19 protein-coding genes and 4 pseudogenes are annotated in these 15,336 nt (G+C 42.2%); 7 read left to right on the top strand and 16 right to left on the bottom strand.

All coding sequences use genetic code 11. The features are described from left to right. Positions 1–777, bottom strand: a 777-nt coding sequence (locus VZ94_RS12910) for a lipid II flippase MurJ (protein WP_275575229.1), incomplete at its 3' end; no start/stop codon positions are given. A 214-nt stretch (positions 778–991) separates the two neighbouring features. On the opposite strand from VZ94_RS12910, the pseudogene rpsT reads away from it, so the two are divergent. Continuing rightward, a pseudogene (rpsT, locus tag VZ94_RS12905) lies at positions 992–1,256 on the top strand (30S ribosomal protein S20). Positions 1,257–1,309: 53 nt separating this feature from the next. Here rpsT and VZ94_RS12900 read toward each other — a convergent pair. Further along, the gene (locus VZ94_RS12900; protein WP_052700514.1) at positions 1,310–2,296 is read right to left on the bottom strand and encodes a S1 family peptidase; all 987 of its coding nucleotides are present in this window, start codon (positions 2,294–2,296) and stop codon (positions 1,310–1,312) included. 212 nt (positions 2,297–2,508) lie between these two features. On the opposite strand from VZ94_RS12900, the gene VZ94_RS29070 reads away from it, so the two are divergent. The 4 genes from VZ94_RS29070 (at position 2,509) to VZ94_RS29055 (ending at position 3,720) form a co-directional block, all read left to right on the top strand. Beyond that, positions 2,509–2,649 carry a hypothetical protein gene (locus VZ94_RS29070; protein WP_239649913.1) on the top strand — a complete coding sequence of 47 codons (141 nt, stop codon included), beginning with the start codon at positions 2,509–2,511 and terminating at the stop codon, positions 2,647–2,649. Positions 2,650–2,722: 73 nt separating this feature from the next. Continuing rightward, the gene (locus tag VZ94_RS29065) at positions 2,723–2,911 is read left to right on the top strand and encodes a glycerophosphodiester phosphodiesterase family protein (RefSeq protein WP_239649912.1); all 189 of its coding nucleotides are present in this window, start codon (positions 2,723–2,725) and stop codon (positions 2,909–2,911) included. A gap of 28 nt (positions 2,912–2,939) precedes the next feature. Next, the gene (locus tag VZ94_RS29060) at positions 2,940–3,395 is read left to right on the top strand and encodes a PI-PLC domain-containing protein (protein WP_239649911.1); all 456 of its coding nucleotides are present in this window, start codon (positions 2,940–2,942) and stop codon (positions 3,393–3,395) included. Positions 3,396–3,444: 49 nt separating this feature from the next. Further along, positions 3,445–3,720: a PI-PLC domain-containing protein gene (locus tag VZ94_RS29055; protein WP_239649910.1), complete on the top strand. Its 276-nt coding sequence runs from the start codon at positions 3,445–3,447 to the stop codon at positions 3,718–3,720. Positions 3,721–3,967: 247 nt separating this feature from the next. Here VZ94_RS29055 and VZ94_RS32165 read toward each other — a convergent pair whose 3' ends face one another. The 9 genes and pseudogenes from VZ94_RS32165 to VZ94_RS23035 form a co-directional block, all read right to left on the bottom strand. Then, positions 3,968–4,375 (bottom strand): inositol monophosphatase family protein, encoded by a 408-nt coding sequence (locus VZ94_RS32165; protein WP_338040402.1) that lies wholly within the window; start codon positions 4,373–4,375, stop codon positions 3,968–3,970. Continuing rightward, positions 4,335–4,730, bottom strand: a complete 396-nt coding sequence (locus tag VZ94_RS32160; protein WP_338040401.1) for an inositol monophosphatase family protein — start codon at positions 4,728–4,730, stop codon at positions 4,335–4,337. Before VZ94_RS32160 ends, VZ94_RS32165 begins: the two co-directional genes overlap by 41 nt. A gap of 74 nt (positions 4,731–4,804) precedes the next feature. Next, complete coding sequence (locus VZ94_RS12885; protein WP_338040400.1) at positions 4,805–5,224, bottom strand: DUF1249 domain-containing protein; 420 nt, start codon at positions 5,222–5,224, stop codon at positions 4,805–4,807. Continuing rightward, positions 5,217–5,619: pseudogene (locus VZ94_RS12880) on the bottom strand (6-pyruvoyl trahydropterin synthase family protein). The gene VZ94_RS12885 and the pseudogene VZ94_RS12880 overlap by 8 nt, the downstream one beginning before the upstream one ends. 124 nt (positions 5,620–5,743) lie before the next feature. Continuing rightward, positions 5,744–6,181 carry a hypothetical protein gene (locus VZ94_RS29050; RefSeq protein WP_239649909.1) on the bottom strand — a complete coding sequence of 146 codons (438 nt, stop codon included), beginning with the start codon at positions 6,179–6,181 and terminating at the stop codon, positions 5,744–5,746. Beyond that, entirely contained in the window at positions 6,171–6,536 is a 366-nt protein-coding gene (locus VZ94_RS29045) for a hypothetical protein (RefSeq protein ID WP_239649908.1), read from the bottom strand. Before VZ94_RS29045 ends, VZ94_RS29050 begins: the two co-directional genes overlap by 11 nt. 64 nt (positions 6,537–6,600) lie before the next feature. Then, positions 6,601–7,545: a DNA polymerase III subunit alpha gene (dnaE, locus tag VZ94_RS29040; protein ID WP_239649907.1), complete on the bottom strand. Its 945-nt coding sequence runs from the start codon at positions 7,543–7,545 to the stop codon at positions 6,601–6,603. Further along, positions 7,508–9,250, bottom strand: a pseudogene (gene dnaE / locus VZ94_RS29035) (DNA polymerase III subunit alpha). Before dnaE (VZ94_RS29035) ends, dnaE (VZ94_RS29040) begins: the two are co-directional and overlap by 38 nt. A 226-nt stretch (positions 9,251–9,476) precedes the next feature. Beyond that, positions 9,477–9,851, bottom strand: coding sequence for a hypothetical protein (locus VZ94_RS23035; protein ID WP_131655553.1), 375 nt, complete (start codon positions 9,849–9,851; stop codon positions 9,477–9,479). Positions 9,852–9,916: 65 nt separating this feature from the next. Between VZ94_RS23035 and VZ94_RS27070 the strand changes: the two genes are divergently transcribed. Further along, on the top strand, positions 9,917–10,078 hold the full coding sequence (locus VZ94_RS27070) for a hypothetical protein (RefSeq protein ID WP_204369146.1): 162 nt from the start codon (positions 9,917–9,919) through the stop codon (positions 10,076–10,078). Positions 10,079–10,313: 235 nt separating this feature from the next. Here VZ94_RS27070 and VZ94_RS12860 read toward each other — a convergent pair whose 3' ends face one another. Genes VZ94_RS12860 through VZ94_RS12855 form a run of 3 tightly spaced genes read right to left on the bottom strand, consistent with a single transcriptional unit; the run spans position 10,314 to position 11,108 of the window. Continuing rightward, entirely contained in the window at positions 10,314–10,682 is a 369-nt protein-coding gene (locus VZ94_RS12860) for a hypothetical protein (protein ID WP_045779534.1), read from the bottom strand. 17 nt (positions 10,683–10,699) lie between these two features. Beyond that, positions 10,700–10,870 carry a hypothetical protein gene (locus VZ94_RS26455; protein ID WP_192828644.1) on the bottom strand — a complete coding sequence of 57 codons (171 nt, stop codon included), beginning with the start codon at positions 10,868–10,870 and terminating at the stop codon, positions 10,700–10,702. A gap of 4 nt (positions 10,871–10,874) precedes the next feature. Next, a complete protein-coding gene (locus VZ94_RS12855; RefSeq protein ID WP_204369145.1) occupies positions 10,875–11,108 on the bottom strand; it encodes a thioredoxin family protein in 234 nt (77 codons plus the stop codon). Between the two features lie 278 nt (positions 11,109–11,386). Between VZ94_RS12855 and clpB the strand changes: the two are divergent. After that, positions 11,387–13,965, top strand: a pseudogene (gene clpB / locus VZ94_RS12850) (ATP-dependent chaperone ClpB). A 196-nt stretch (positions 13,966–14,161) separates the two neighbouring features. Here the strand turns inward: clpB and VZ94_RS25970 are convergent. Both VZ94_RS25970 and VZ94_RS12845 read right to left on the bottom strand, forming a co-directional pair. Continuing rightward, on the bottom strand, positions 14,162–14,299 hold the full coding sequence (locus VZ94_RS25970; RefSeq protein ID WP_157844919.1) for a hypothetical protein: 138 nt from the start codon (positions 14,297–14,299) through the stop codon (positions 14,162–14,164). Further along, on the bottom strand, positions 14,289–15,302 hold the full coding sequence (locus VZ94_RS12845) for an HD-GYP domain-containing protein (protein WP_052700512.1): 1,014 nt from the start codon (positions 15,300–15,302) through the stop codon (positions 14,289–14,291). The genes VZ94_RS25970 and VZ94_RS12845 overlap by 11 nt, the downstream gene beginning before the upstream one ends. Between the last annotated feature and the right edge of the window lie 34 nt (positions 15,303–15,336).

Here is a 15,336-nt window from a genome sequence, read left to right as displayed (position 1 = left end):
CGCAGCATGATGCTTGGCTAAATTAGGTAAAATGACTGCGGCCAACGCCATCCCCAAAACAGCTAATGGAAATTCCACTAACCGGTCAGAATAATACAACCAAGACACGCTACCGGGACTCAGTAAAGACGCCACTAGCGTATCCAGCAACAAATTAATTTGTGTCACCGATACGCTAAAAATAGTCGGTAATAACAACGAAAAGAATCGACGCACGCCGGGATGCTTAAAATCAAAACTCAACTTAGGTAATAAATTTAAGCGCGATAATAAAGGTAACTGTACGATTAATTGTAATAATCCAGCCACGCTAACCGAAGCGGCTAACAACGTGACCGGTTGCGAACTTGAAGGCATAACAGCCAACATAGTCATAATCATGACGATATTAAGCAACGCCGGTGTAAAAGCCGGCATAGCGAAATGTCCATGCGCATTTAACACGCTACCCGCCCAAGCGACTAACGTCACAAACAACAAATACGGCATACACCATTGCAATAAAACCGCCGTTAACTCGCGTAGCTCTTCATGTATTGCAAACCCTGGTGCTAATACCCAAATCAGTAAAGGCGCGATAACCACACCTAAAAGACTAACTAGGGTCATTAATAACATTAAAGCGCCCGCGCTGTTAGCCATAAAGCTTTGAACCTGTATCTTATCTCCGGTCGCTTGATAGTCGGCTAATACCGGTACAAACGCATGGGCAAAAGCACCTTCGACAAACAAGCGACGAAATAAATTAGGCACTTTAAACGCAATAAAAAAAGGCATCTGTTGCCAATTCCACACCTAACGTGCGTGCAATCAACATATCGCGAACAAAGCCCAGCAATCGTGACAATAACGTTAAAAGACTGACAATAACAGTCGATTGGAAAAATTTTTGCATTCAAAATGATAAAACCAAGTTGAGGAGTTTGACATAACAATAGTTTATCAGCATAATGCCCGATTTATTTAATCACGTCCTGTAATACGATACATTATGGCTAATACTCCACAAGCAAAGAAACGCGCCAAACAAGCGGAACAAAACCGTATGCGTAACGCTAGTCAACGCAGCAATTTGCGTACTTTTGTCAAAAAAAGTCATCGCTGCTGTCAGAGAAGGTAACAAAGAGAAAGCACTCGCAGCATTTAAAACCGCAGAGCCTATTATTGACTCAGCCGTTAACAAAGGCATTATTCACAAAAATAAAGCCGCAAGAAGCAAAAGCCGTTTAAGCTTAAGAATTAAATCTCTCGCTTAACAGCGTTGTTAAGACCTGGTAGGTTTTAAAACCTACCAAGTTTCTTATATTTATCACTCAGCGTCATCAAGTATTAACAATTTTCTAAACTCAAGATAGTCATCTTGAGTCACTAAGCCATCTTCATTGACATCCGCGCAATCTGCTTGAACCACCCAACATTGCTGATGCCATTGCTCAAATTGCTCAGTCGCTTCTAAATCAAGCCGTTGCTTTAAGAGACTCACTCGCTTAGCGGTTACCGGCGTCGAACTGGTTGCCATTTTCTGCTTAATAAAATTAGTAAACTTAGAGACTCGCGTATAAACACCATAATACCCCGCGCGTCCACACCCTTTTCCCCAACTGGTAACACCTGCTAATACCCATTTTCCGGCTTGCTTAACGACTAACGGTCCACCACTATCCCCTTGACAAGTGTCCCGTTTACCATTCGAATAACCCGCACACATCATGCTGTTAGTAATCACATCATCCCCATAAGCTCGCCGACATGCCGCATCCGACTTAATAGGCACAACGACTTCTTGTAACGCGCCTGGACGATTATCTTCCCCCTCACCTAAAGTCCCCCAGCCCACAGCCGTTGCTTGCACATCCACAAGGCTAGACGTTCCATTGATTAACGACACTACCTTAGCATTGAGCACGGGCTTTGCTAATTGCAGCAAGGCAATATCATTATCTTCACTGTCAACATTATAACCAGGATGAACAATGATTCGCTTAACTGAAACACGCTGCCCGTTATCTTCAGTCAAATCATAAATTTTTGCGATAACATCAAAGGTTTTTATCGTTTCTCCGGGTAAACAATGAGCCGCTGTCACTACCCAATCCGACTTAATTAACGTCCCACCACAAAACTGACCATCATACGGAAACACTTTTTTGCTTACTAAAGCAACCGCCCAAGGCCATTCAGTTCGACCTGCATCTTGCCCACCTATAATTCGACTGTCAGCTAAAACCGCTTTACCAGCGAAGGCTACCAACAATACTAAGGCGTGAGTGATGACTCGCCAATGATTTACTCTCATATTAACTCCAAGACTGTGTAGATTTTGCTTAGTATAGCATTAGCTGATTTGTAACCGCCATTGCTACCTTTACAAAGCATAGTCATCACTGCATTTGTCACTAATTAGTAACAGAATCTACATATAAACGACTTATTAACGCCGTACAGTGAGCAAGTGAACACCTGTTCACACCATACCTATAGATTGATGATAAAAACTTGGAGATATTTATGCGTTTGATGACTACACTACTCGCTGCAGTGGCTTTAATCGCTTCGCTAGCGCCTGTTGTGACTTATGCTGATGAGTCGGTACAATTAGGACCTAGACCTTTTTTCCTTATCGACGATATGGCAAAAAAAGCCCGTTAAAAGCTAAATTACAACAATGCAAAAATGGCCCGTTCTATAAAACCGATTTCTCTATCGGCACCGTGGTGCAGCCATGCAATTCCCAGAACACACTGAGCAATCGTATAAAGCCGGTGCCAAAATGGGCGCGGGCATCCTCGAATGTGACGTTACTTTCACCAAAGACAAAGAATTAGTTTGCCGTCATTCACAATGTGATTTACACACCACCACCAATATCTTAGCCACTGACTTAGCCGCTAAAATGTTCTGTACCACCTGATTTTACTAGCGCTACACCTTTTGCTAACGTGCAATGCTGCACTAGCGATATTACCGTTGCCGAATTCAAAACATTAAAAGGCAAAATGGATGCGGGAAATCCAAAAGCAACAACAGTTGCTGAGTACATGGATGCTACCGCAAACTGGCGTACCGATTTGTATTCAGCAAATGGCACGTTAATGACGCATAAAGAAAGCATTGCGTTATTTAAAAAATTAGGCGTAAAAATGACGCCTGAACTGAAAGCACCTAGCGTAACCATGCCATTCGATGGTTTCACGCAAGAAGCTTATGCGCAAAAAATGATTGATGAATACAAAGTAGCAGGCGTTAATCCTAAACGCGTATATGCGCAATCGTTTAGCCAAAGCGATGTGGAATACTGGCTGAAAAACGAACCGGCTTTTGGTAAACAAGCAGTTGCATTACAAGATTTAAACACACCGGAAGACGTAACGGCTGCAATGGCAAAAAATTCCTGAATTAGTCGCTGCCGGTGTACAAATCATCGCACCACCGACCTGGACTTTAGTGGCTTTAGATGCGAATAACAAAATTATTGCTTCTGACTATGCTAAAGCGCTTAAAGCCGCTGGCTTAAAAATCATTACTTGGACCTTAGAGCGTTCAGGGTTATTGAAAAATGGCGGTGGCTATTATTACCAATCAGTCACTAACGGCATCAGCACTGACGGCGATACAATGGTGATGATGAATGTATTAGCGAAAGAAGTAGGTGTTATGGGCATCTTCTCAGATTGGCCTGCAACGGTGACTTATTATGCTAACTGCATGGATTTAAAATAAGACTTCAGTCAGTGAGCCGGTTATCCGGCTCACGTCCATTAGGTTATCCACAAAACCTGTGGATAACTTTGTGGATAACACCGGGATAAGCTTGCTAAGATATGAAAATCACAGTTGTTTTGTTAAATTGTTACTTTTTTATACAAATAAAAACTAATTATAAATCAATAATATATAATTACTGTTAAGATAACAACTACTTAAACCAACTCTGTCTGACTCGATAATACCCTTCTGTGTATAAGCTTTACATCAACGGTAATATTTCTGACAACAATCGCCCATTCGTTGCCAAGATTTCTTTAGGAAACAAGCCTGGCTTACCGGAAAAATCGGTTAATGTCGCCCCGGCTTCTTGGGCGATTAATGCACCTGCCGCCACATCATATAAATTCAATTCTTGCTCCCAAAACGCATCGACTTGCCCATCTGCGACTAAACATAAATCTAACGCGGCTGAACCAAAACGCCGTTGCCCTGTTGTGCGCTCGGCAATACGCCCAAAGCGCGCTAAATTATTGTCTGACAAATACGAGCGCAAACAAGCAAACCCGGTTGCGACCATCGCATCGCTTAACTGTTCTTCGGTCGATACACGAATCGATTGACCATTTTTAAACGCGCCATGACCTTTTTTGTGCGCAATAATAGTCATTTAACGCAGGTGCATAGACTGCGCCTAATTCAATCTCATCGTCAATTTGCAAGGCAACGCTAATCGCCCAAAAATATTGGCCTTTAGCAAAAGAATGCGTACCGTCAATAGGGTCGACCACCCAACGCGCATGTTGATTGGCCGATTGACCACTTTCTTCACCCCAAAAACCGTAATCTGGACACAGTTTATGCAATTCATCTTTAAGAAATAATTCCACAGCCAGGTCGGTTTCCGTAACTAAATCGCGCGGACTTTTTTTAGTCACAGCAACGCGCTTGACATCGTTAAAATGAGTCAGCGCTAACTGACCTGCCGCGCGCACAATAAGCTCTAGTTGATTTGGTAAATTCATAAATAAATGTAGGAAGGAAAAACTGTTAGGGAGTTGCTAAGCAAATATCTGAGGCAATGCTGAATTGATAATTTTTATCTAAACAATGATCTAGCCACTTTTTGCAAAAAATAATTCAACCGCCATTTGTAGTGCATGATTTCATAGCTTAACCCAGGGTCTTGAAATACCTTCGACACATTATCTCTAACATGATCGCTTAGCACTTCAGCCAAACACGCATCCAAATACACACGAATAATGACTTGAGGTATGCCTTTTAGCGCAGGATTTTTACTGAAACAATGGGTTAACTCTACGGTTAAGGTATAAGCGCTTTGCTCTAATACGGTTAACTGTAATTGACTATGTCGCGGCGACACGCCAATAGCAGCGGTACGCACGTTAAGTAAATTAGGGATTAGTTTGAACAGCTTTTGATAATTCGATTCGCAGAGTTGTTGTAGGCAAAGCGATTGGTTAGTCGGATTAAACTCCATAACGAGTTTATTCACTGTAACACGCGTAAGCGCTAGCCGTTTCCCATAATACGACTTGCACGACGTTAAAACCGGATAACTGCAAAATGTTTAAAAATCATTTTGCTTAACACTTCAGCGGTAGGATGCTCATCTAATACCATAAAACGCTCATTTGCATCGGTTAGCATAGGTATTAATGGATCGTCTTTATGTAATAAAAAATTATGATCTAAATAAGTATCGACAAAACTTTCGACACAGTCTTTGATGTCAGAAAAGTCACACACCATGCTTTGCTCATTTAATGACGCCTGTTGTATCGAAACCGAGGCTTTTACACTATGACCATGTAAATGTCGGCATTTACCGCCATGATTCATTAAACGGTGACCATAGCAAAAATAAACTTCTTTAGTAATTGTGTACATGAAGACTTAATCTATCCAAGATAAAAATTTTTAAGAGTGTACTATAAATTGACCTGAAACTCCCACTGGCATTGGCTAAAAACCATGAACAGCAATTGCACAATAGACTGGCTAGAAAAGCAGGTTATTTATATTTAATCTCTACCGCTGAACTGCCGGGTAAACGTGTTAACTTGCGAATTAACTCATCTGTTGGTTGCACGCGCCAAGCATCACCTAAACGTAAGGACGCTTTTGCTTGGTTAGAGCTGTAATGAATTTCTACCGGACATTGGCCTTTGCTGTGCTCAGTTAAAATATCCCGTAAGCGATTAAGCCATTGAATTGCACTAGCCGCCGAGTCACTATGCCAATTAAACTGTATCGCTTTACTAAATGCGGCTCTTGCTTGCTCTATGTCGTAGAGTTTATCGACAGTCAAACGCGGTGTGTTAGAAAAGCTATCTATCGCAACATTACCTTCAACAATAACAATGCCGCTATTATTTAATAGCTCTTTGTATTTGTCATAACCCTCGCCAAACACGGCACATTCCAATATACCGGATTTATCATCTAACATAAAAAAACGCCATCGTTTTGCCATTTTTATTCTGGCGTAAACGTAAGTCCAAGATTAAACCGGCTAGTTTTGCGTTAATCCCACCAGCGCCTGGGCGTGAACGATTTGCGGACTCTTTTACTGTGGCGACTTTACCATGCGTAAACTGGGCTAACTCAGCTTCATAGGCATCAAGTGGATGCCCTGATAAATACAACCCCAAAATAGCTTTTTCCGCTTCTAACTTGGCTTGCGGAGACCATGGCTCAACAACTGCAGAATAAGTCTCTGAGGTTTGTGATGGCGGGTCGTCATGAGCTTGCACGGCTAAACCGAATAAGTCATTTTGCCCCGTTTGTTCTAGCTTGCCATGCAACTCGGCAATGCGTAAGGCCGTATCTAATTCAGCGAGTAACGTAGCTCGACAGTCATGAAAACTATCAAAACGCCCCGGCTTTTATAAGCGCTTCTAACACGCGTTTATTAACTTTACGCAAATCTACGCGTTTACATAAATCATAGAGGCCTTGGTAGACGCCGTTTTTACGTTCGCTTAATAACACGTCTTCAACGGCCGCCTCCCCTACGCCTTTTATCGCGCCTAAGCCATAGACAATATGACCTAAAGCGTTGACGATAAATTTATGCTCGGATTGATTAATATCCGGCGGCGTAATCGTAAGTTTCATTTGTTTGCATTCATCGATTAACATCACGACTTTATCAGTATTATCCATATCCGACGATAATACCGCCGCCATAAATGCCGCCGGGTAATGTTTTTTCAACCATGCCGTTTGATAAGCGACTAACGCATACGCTGCCGAGTGGCTTTTGTTAAAACCATAACCAGCGAATTTTTCCATTAAATCGAAAATATACGTCGCAATTTTTTCATCGACATTATTCGCCACCGCACCGGTCGTAAATTTAGCCCGCTCTTTCGCCATTTCTTCGGGCTTTTTCTTACCCATAGCGCGCCGTAACATATCGGCACCGCCTAGCGTGTAACCGGCCATTTCACGCGCGATTTGCATGACTTGCTCTTGATATAAGATAACGCCGTTAGTTGGCCGTAAAATCGGCTCTAACATGGGATGAGCGTATTCAGCTTTGGCACCGTGTTTAACATTAATGTAATCATCAACCATGCCCGATTCCAACGGACCTGGCCTAAACAACGCCACTAACGCAATAATATCGTCGAAACAATCCGGCTTAAGTTTTTTAATCAGCTCTTTCATACCGCGCGATTCAAGCTGAAACACGGCAGTAGTTTGGCCTTTTTTTAATAAATCATACGTCGCTAAGTCATCACGGCGAATAGTCGTAATATCGAGTAGTGCCTCACCGCGTTGCTGTTTGTCTCGATTTATTGTTTGCAACGCCCAATCGATAATAGTGAGGGTACGCAAACCTAAAAAAGTCGAATTTCACCAAACCTACGGCTTCAACATCGTCTTTATCGAACTGAGTGACTAAATTACTACCGTCTTCCTCGCAATATAACGGCGCAAAATCGGTTAGCTTGGTTGGTGCAATCACGACGCCACCGGCATGTTTGCCAGGGTTTCTGACCGTACCTTCTAGCGCTAGAGCCATATCAATCAGGCTTTTAACTTCTTCTTCGGTATCGTAAAGCTGTTTTAATTCAGGGCTATCGGTTAATGCTTTGGTTAACGTCATGCCGAGTTCAAACGGTATTAACTTAGCCAACCGGTCAACAAAACCGTAACCAAAACCTAACACCCTACCCACATCACGAATAACCGCTTTCGCCGCCATTGAGCCATAAGTAATAATTTGCGCGACATGGTCACGGCCATAATGCTCAGCAACATAATTAATCACTTCATCGCGCCTATCCATGCAAAAGTCAATATCGAAGTCCGGCATGGAAATACGCTCTGGATTCAAAAAGCGCTCAAATAGCAAATCAAATTCAATCGGGTCTAAGTCAGTAATTTTTAACGCATACGCGACTAACGAACCGCGCACCCGAACCCCGCCCAGGCCCTACCGGAATCGCATGATTTTTGCCCATTGGATAAAATCGGCAACAATCATGAAATAACCTGGAAAGCCCATTTCGTTAATCACCTTCAGCTCAGTTGCTAACCGCTGGTAATAAACTGCTTGATTTTCCTCGTCAGTACCGTTGCCAACTGCCGGATAGTGTTGTAAGCGTTCTGCTAAGCCTTGCGTAGCCTCTCGCGTCATCACATCACCTAGCGTCATCCCTTCGGGTACGGGATAATCCGGTAAAAAGTTTTTACCTAAGGTTAAGCGAATATTGCAGCGCTTAGCGATTTCAACGGTATTTGCCAAGGCTTCAGGAATATCCTTAAACAACTCTTGCATCTCAGCACTGCTGCGCAAATATTGCTGGTCGGTATAATCTTTAGGCCGCTTGCTATCATCTAACACACGACCTTGGTTAATACACACTCTGACCTCATGCGCGGCAAAATCCTTGGCATGAAGAAAACGCACATCATTGGTCGCAACCACCGGCAAGCCCTGCTCAACCGCTAAATCCAAAGCTGCTTGAATATAACGCTCTTCATCGGGTTTACCCACGCGTTGTAACTCTAAGTAAAAACTGTTGTGAAACAACTTAGCCCAATACTGCGCGCATTCACGTGCCAACACGGTATTTTCAGCCAACAACGCTTTACCTATGTCTCCCTCCATCGCACCTGATAACGCGATTAAACCGTCATGGTTTTCTTCTAACCAGGTCTTTTTCAATAAAGGAACGCCTAGAGACTGGCCTTCACGATAAGCTTTAGAAATCAACTCAGTCAATGCCACATAACCTTGCTGATTTTTTACCAACAAAGTCAAACGCGTAGGCGTAGCATCATCATGAGCGGCAATTAACACATCGGCACCGGCAATTGGCTTAATCGCTGCCCCCAGCGCCGCTTTATAGAATTTTACCAGCGCAAACAAATTAACATGATCCGTCACCGCGACCGCTGGCATGTTGAGTTCGGCTAAGCGCTTAACCAATGGCTTAATTTTGACAATACCGTCAACCAAAGAAAATTCGGTATGTAGTTTTAAATGAATAAAATCAGGTTGCATTTAGGCGTTGAAAGAAATTCTACGGCCGTCAATTATATATGCGCTTGGCTTTGTATAGGAAAAAATGGCTACCAACTTAGGATTTGGCTAAAAATAATTTCCCGAATTGAAATTGTCGAAACTGCATAGACCCTGCAGGTTTTTGGGACCTGCGAGGTCTTAATCAGTAGATTAATATTGAGCAAACACTTAAGAGGGGACAGATGTAATTTTTAGACGGCTAATTTTAAGCTGATTTTCTGCGTTTTGCTGCAACTAACCCTACAAGGCTCGAACCGAATAACCAAATTGCGCCCGGAATAGGCGTATTTACAACGCTAACGTTATCCAACAAAGCACCAACATTGTCATTGCTGTTATTGTCGAAACTTAGACTGTACAAACCTGAGGTTGTAGGTGAAAACAGCAACGAATAGGTCGTTAGTCCAGCACTAGAAGCAATATTTAAAATAGCCATAGAAGATGTTCCGAAACTTACGTTAACAGATTCGGTGCTACCACGGTGGCTACCAGCGAGTTGAAACGAGGCTATATATTGTACGCCACCCACTAAAGAAAGAGATTTCGAAAGAATCCCAGCATTGTTGGTAGAGCCATCCAAATCAATATAACGACCGTTTCCTGGGATAAAATCAAAAAAAGTTAGTCTGACCGATTACATCAACCGTGCCAGAACTGACTGTCCAACCCGATGGGGCGGTATTCAAACCCAAAACATTACTATCAAAATTATCTGAAAATACTGTAGCGGCGTTTGCTAAAGGTGTCGTAAATGTAGCAAGTGACAATATCAATGTGCGTAGTAACATATATAAAAACCTTAATTAATGATTGATAGAGATTACAGACTAGCACTTTAGTTTTTTTAGTCGATGAGGGCTTTATCCCTCATATTTAGGCTATCTATCCCAAATACTTGAAAATCCACTTTCGTTAACGTTATTAACATTAAAAATACAGTCCTTTTTGGGACGCGAATCTTGGTTTCTTTTTTATCTTTAATATTGGCAAAAAAAAAGCCGGAAAACGTTCCGGCTTTGCACAAGAGGGAATGAAGAAAAACTTAACCTTCACCAGGCACTAAACCAACTGAACCTGGTTTTATACGCTTACAAGTCACCACAACATCTTCAAGATGGCATGTTTTCTTACCACTGTCTGTTCCACTGCAGTCAGTGCACACCAACTTGCCATTCTCTTTTATCGCTTCAACATGCCAACCATACCCTTGAGATTGACAAAATTTACGGCTATATCGGTTTAGTTGATAAGGTTTAAGCGCCATCGCTTCGGCGTCATTATTCTTGGCGCAACTCGACGACGACAAGGTGTTTGCCATTAAATCTCGGTAAATATAGTCGGTTGCCAAACTTTGCTGCGCAGAACAGGCGAGGACTAATCCGGTTAAAATCATTAATAGTTTATTATTCATAGACTTTCTGGCTCCGCTTATCCCAATACGCGAATATTCATTTGCACGAGCTCTTCATCGGCTTGTTTTTGAATGGCATCGTATTTACCGCTCTCACTTTGCTTAACTAATACAATCCCTATCACAAGCGTACAAACCGCTAACCCGATGTATAACCAAAATTGATCTAGTTTTTGTTCTTGAATCATCTCATCACCCCAAATCGCTTAATGCCGCGCCAAAATTAATATGAAAGACTTGATTGTTTAACACCAATGCCGGAACCGATTTAACCCCTATATTTTTTGCCTCGGTAATACGTGAGGCTTGTTCACCTAAGTGAATAATTTCAATTTCATAACTTTGCTTATCAATAGCGTCAGCGACCATTTGCTCGGCAGCTACGCAGACAGGACACCCTGCGTGATAAAAATATGCTTTATTCATAATACCCCCTATTTAGTTTCGAGTCGAAACTATAGTGAATAATTGATTTCTTGTCAATTATAACCATAGCTATTAGTATTGATTCAATACTAATAATAAAACAATCAAGCATCTACGGAGCATCAATTGCTACAAGCACGGCAATACCTGCCCGTAAGACGACTGGCTACTCCTATTGCCAATAGCGGATTAATAAAATCTCTATCTTTGCTTGAAATGCTTAAGACGTCTCCCCATATCAAGTCATAACAAATACCCTATCAAATGAAGGTAAAACTATGCGAATGGATAAATTAACCAGTAAATTTCAAGCCGCCTTAGCCGATGCTCAAAGCTTAGCGCTTGGCAAAGACCACCAGTTCATCGAGCCAGTGCATGTATTAGTGGCACTGTTAGAACAACAAGGTGGTAGCGTTAAACCCCTATTAGCTAAAATCAATGTTAACGTCACACAATTACAAGCTGACTTAGCTAAAGAACTTAAACGCATCGCGACCGTTAGCGGCACAGGCGGCGATGTGCAAATATCGAATGAATTAACTCGATTATTAAATTTAACCGATAAATTAGCGCAAAAACGTAATGATAAATTCATCTCTAGCGAGCTATTCGTATTAGCTGCAATAGAAGAAAAAGGCGTTTTTACAAGAGTTATTGAAAAAAGCCGGTGTGACTAAACAAAATTTAAGAACTAGCGGTAAATCAGCTACGAGGCGGCGAAAACGTCAGCGATGCCAATGCTGAAGATCAACGGCAAGCGTTAAGCAAATACACGATTAATCTGACTGAACGAGCCGAACAAGGCAAATTAGACCCTGTTATTGGCAGAGACGATGAAATTCGGCGCACGATTCAAGTGTTGCAACGGCGCACGAAAAATAATCCTGTGCTGATTGGCGAGCCTGGTGTCGGTAAAACGGCAATTGTCGAAGGCCTAGCACAACGCATTGTCAATGGCGAAGTGCCAGAAGGTATAAAAGGCAAACAAGTTTTAGCCCTAGACATGGCTGCACTTATCGCTGGCGCTAAATTCCGTGGCGAGTTTGAAGAACGCTTGAAAGCGGTACTCAATGATTTAGCCAAGCAAGAAGGTCAAGTCATTTTATTTATTGATGAATTACATACGATGGTCGGCGCGGGCAAAGCCGAAGGCGCTATGGATGCCGGCAATATGTTAAAACCGGCGTTAGCGCGGGGTGAATTGCATTGCGTTGGTGCGACTACATTAGATGAATATCGCAAATATGTAGAGAAAGATGCTGCCTTAGAGCGCCGTTTTCAAAAAGTGCTCGTCGATCAACCTAGCGTTGAGGACACGATTGCTATTTTGCGCGGTTTAAAAGAGAAATACGAAGTGCATCATGGGGTTGATATTACAGACCCGGCGATTATTGCAGCGGCTAATTTGTCGTACCGTTATATCGCTGATAGACAATTACCTGATAAAGCCATTGATTTAATTGATGAGGCGGCTAGTCGTATCCGTATGGAAATGGATTCTAAACCAGAAGAAATGGATAAGCTGTATAGGCGTTTAATTCAACTTAAAATCGAGCAAGTCGCGTTAAAGAAAGAAACCGATGCCGCGTCGAAAAAACGCTTAGAAAGCTTAGAAGACGATATTGCTGAATTAGAAAAAGACTATTCGGACTTAGAAGAAATCTGGAAAGCCGAAAAAGCGTCTTTACAAGGCTCGGCGTCGATTAAGGAAAAGTTAGAACAAGCCAAAACCGAGTTAGAAGCGGCAAGTCGAGCGAATGACTTAAATCGGCAGGCCGAATTGCGCTATGGCATTATCCCGGCACTGGAAAAGCAACTTGCACAAGCCGATGCGGGTGAAACACAAAAAATGACCTTGTTGCGTAATAAAGTTACCGATGAAGAAATTGCCGAAGTCGTTTCTAAATGGACCGGTATTCCAGTATCGAAAATGCTTGAAGGCGAACGCGAGAAATTATTGCAAATGGAAACGCAATTAAGTAAACGCGTAGTCGGACAAGAAGAAGCATTAAAAGCGGTCAGTAATGCCATACGGCGCTCGCGTGCCGGCTTATCGGATCCAAACCGACCTAATGGCTCGTTTTTATTTTTAGGCCCTACCGGTGTCGGTAAAACAGAGCTATGTAAAGCTTTAGCAGAATTTTTATTTGATACTACCGATGCGATGGTGCGTATCGATATGTCTGAGTTTATGGAAAAACATTCGGTCGCGCGTTTAATCGGTGCGCCTCCGGGTTATGTTGGCTATGAAGAAGGCGGTTATTTAACTGAACTCGTTAGACGCAAACCGTATTCGGTCGTGTTATTAGATGAAATCGAAAAAGCCCATGCCGATGTGTTTAACGTATTATTGCAAGTGCTAGATGATGGTCGTTTAACCGACGGTCAAGGTCGTACGGTAGATTTTAGAAATACTGTGATTGTCATGACATCTAATTTAGGCTCAGATGTGATTCAAGAGCTAGCGGGTGAAGCGTTATATCCAGTTATGAAAGCCTCGGTTATGGATAAAGTCAGCCAGTATTTCAGACCGGAATTTATTAACCGCATCGACGAAGCCGTTGTATTCCACCCATTAGGACGCAAGCAAATCCGAGCGATAGCGACGATACAACTCGACTTGCTACGGGCGCGTTTACAAGAGCGTGAGATAACCTTAGCGGTTAGCGATGAAGCGTTAGATTTACTCGGCCAAGCTGGTTTTGACCCCGTGTACGGCGCAAGACCGCTAAAACGCGCGATTCAACAACAACTAGAAAATCCGCTGGCACAACAATTATTGCAAGGCAAATTCGCGCCCGGCGATACGATACATGTTGAGTTAGCAGATAATGGGCACTTAGTGTTTAAACATTAAGTGCGCTAAGCCAGACCGTGGAATCCACTTTAAGAAGCATTAGAAGCCAAAAAAATAAATCAGTGCAATGGTAGACATGTATAAATCATTAGGTGGTGGCTGACAGACATCATAATTTGACTCCCAGCAGCATATTGAGCCGCTAGCTACAATGCGGCTCAACTCCTAACAATGATGGAAAGGAAACGAGCTATTGTTAACTGCTTGAGCCAGGGTCATGCCACACTTTATGAATTAACACTTCGTTAATATATTTACTCGCGTCGATATTCCAATCTTCGGGTTTGATAATGTTTCTAATGGTATAAACCTCCCCTTTTTTATCACAAATCATTTGCGATAAAATCGACGATTTCTTCCGGAATTGGTTGTTTATTTTCATCCATCAATAAAATGACTTTAGGTCTTAACTTAGTTCTGTCATTGACTTCAATCACAATCGCAATATAGCCATTCGTCATTAACACTAAGCTACCAGGTGGATATACACCCAGGCTTTCAATAAACTTAATCACTAGCCGCCTATCCCATTGCTGCCCAGCATTTTTCATTAACGCGGCAATAGCCTCTAAATGGGTTTTACTCGTATCATAATCTTTCCTGCTGAGCATCGCGTCATAAGCATCGACGATTGAAATGATTTTAGAATAATCTGAAAACGATGCCGTCTTAGCATTTTTAGGATAGCCACCTGAACCATTAACATGCATGTGATGGGTTAATGCCGTTAACGCAACCGAATAATCAAAATGATCGCTAGATTTTAATAGCTCGAAGCCAAGTGTCGTATGCGTTTTCATGATTTCAAACTCTTCTTCGCTTAGCTTGCCACGTTTATGTAGAATTTTTAGTGGCAGTTGCATTTTACCAATATCGTGCATCATGCCGCACAAACCTAGATTCGCAATCGCGTCATTAGAAAGATTTAAATAGCGACCAAAGATAACCGCCAATACACTAACATTTAAACTATGCTGCATGGTGTATTTGTCTTTATTGCGCATTTGGGTAAGCCAAAGCATCGCATCAGGTGAACTCATCACACTATTAATGCATTCTGCCACGGCTTTTTTAGCCAACCAGCCATCAATACCGGCACCCTTAGCCGCCGTTTTCATGAAATTAGCAACTAAATATTCGGTGTTGGCATAGACATTTTCCGCCCGCAAGATTTCACGCTCAAACGTGCCAAATTTCTCCGGCGGCGGCTTATCAAAATCAATTTGACTAATGATGTTAGTCTGAACATTCGAGCGAGCTAATAAACTGTTGTAGTTAATCCGCTTGGTTTTTGTCTTATCGATGTAAACATAAGTACAAAAAWMTTTTAATAGCATCGATTTGAGCTTGCGTTTTTAACTTCAAAGCCTT

The organism is Methylocucumis oryzae (genome assembly GCF_000963695.1).
GTDB lineage: Bacteria > Pseudomonadota > Gammaproteobacteria > Methylococcales > Methylomonadaceae > Methylovulum > Methylovulum oryzae.
The sequence above is the reverse complement of the archived record's forward strand: the minus strand, read 5'-3'. Positions and strand labels throughout refer to the sequence as shown.

Excerpts from the sequence above, each read along its gene's own strand:
- VZ94_RS12900 (WP_052700514.1), bottom strand. The coding sequence starts at position 2,296 with ATGAGAGTAAATCATTGGCGAGTCATCACTCACGCCTTAGTATTGTTG.
- VZ94_RS29070 (WP_239649913.1), top strand. The coding sequence starts at position 2,509 with ATGCGTTTGATGACTACACTACTCGCTGCAGTGGCTTTAATCGCTTCG.
- VZ94_RS29065 (WP_239649912.1), top strand. The coding sequence starts at position 2,723 with ATGCAATTCCCAGAACACACTGAGCAATCGTATAAAGCCGGTGCCAAA.
- VZ94_RS32165 (WP_338040402.1), bottom strand. The coding sequence starts at position 4,375 with ATGACTATTATTGCGCACAAAAAAGGTCATGGCGCGTTTAAAAATGGT.
- VZ94_RS32160 (WP_338040401.1), bottom strand. The coding sequence starts at position 4,730 with ATGAATTTACCAAATCAACTAGAGCTTATTGTGCGCGCGGCAGGTCAG.
- VZ94_RS29050 (WP_239649909.1), bottom strand. The coding sequence starts at position 6,181 with ATGTTAGATGATAAATCCGGTATATTGGAATGTGCCGTGTTTGGCGAG.
- VZ94_RS12860 (WP_045779534.1), bottom strand. The coding sequence starts at position 10,682 with ATGAATAATAAACTATTAATGATTTTAACCGGATTAGTCCTCGCCTGT.
- VZ94_RS26455 (WP_192828644.1), bottom strand. The coding sequence starts at position 10,870 with ATGATTCAAGAACAAAAACTAGATCAATTTTGGTTATACATCGGGTTA.
- VZ94_RS12855 (WP_204369145.1), bottom strand. The coding sequence starts at position 11,108 with ATGAATAAAGCATATTTTTATCACGCAGGGTGTCCTGTCTGCGTAGCT.
- VZ94_RS25970 (WP_157844919.1), bottom strand. The coding sequence starts at position 14,299 with ATGATTTGTGATAAAAAAGGGGAGGTTTATACCATTAGAAACATTATC.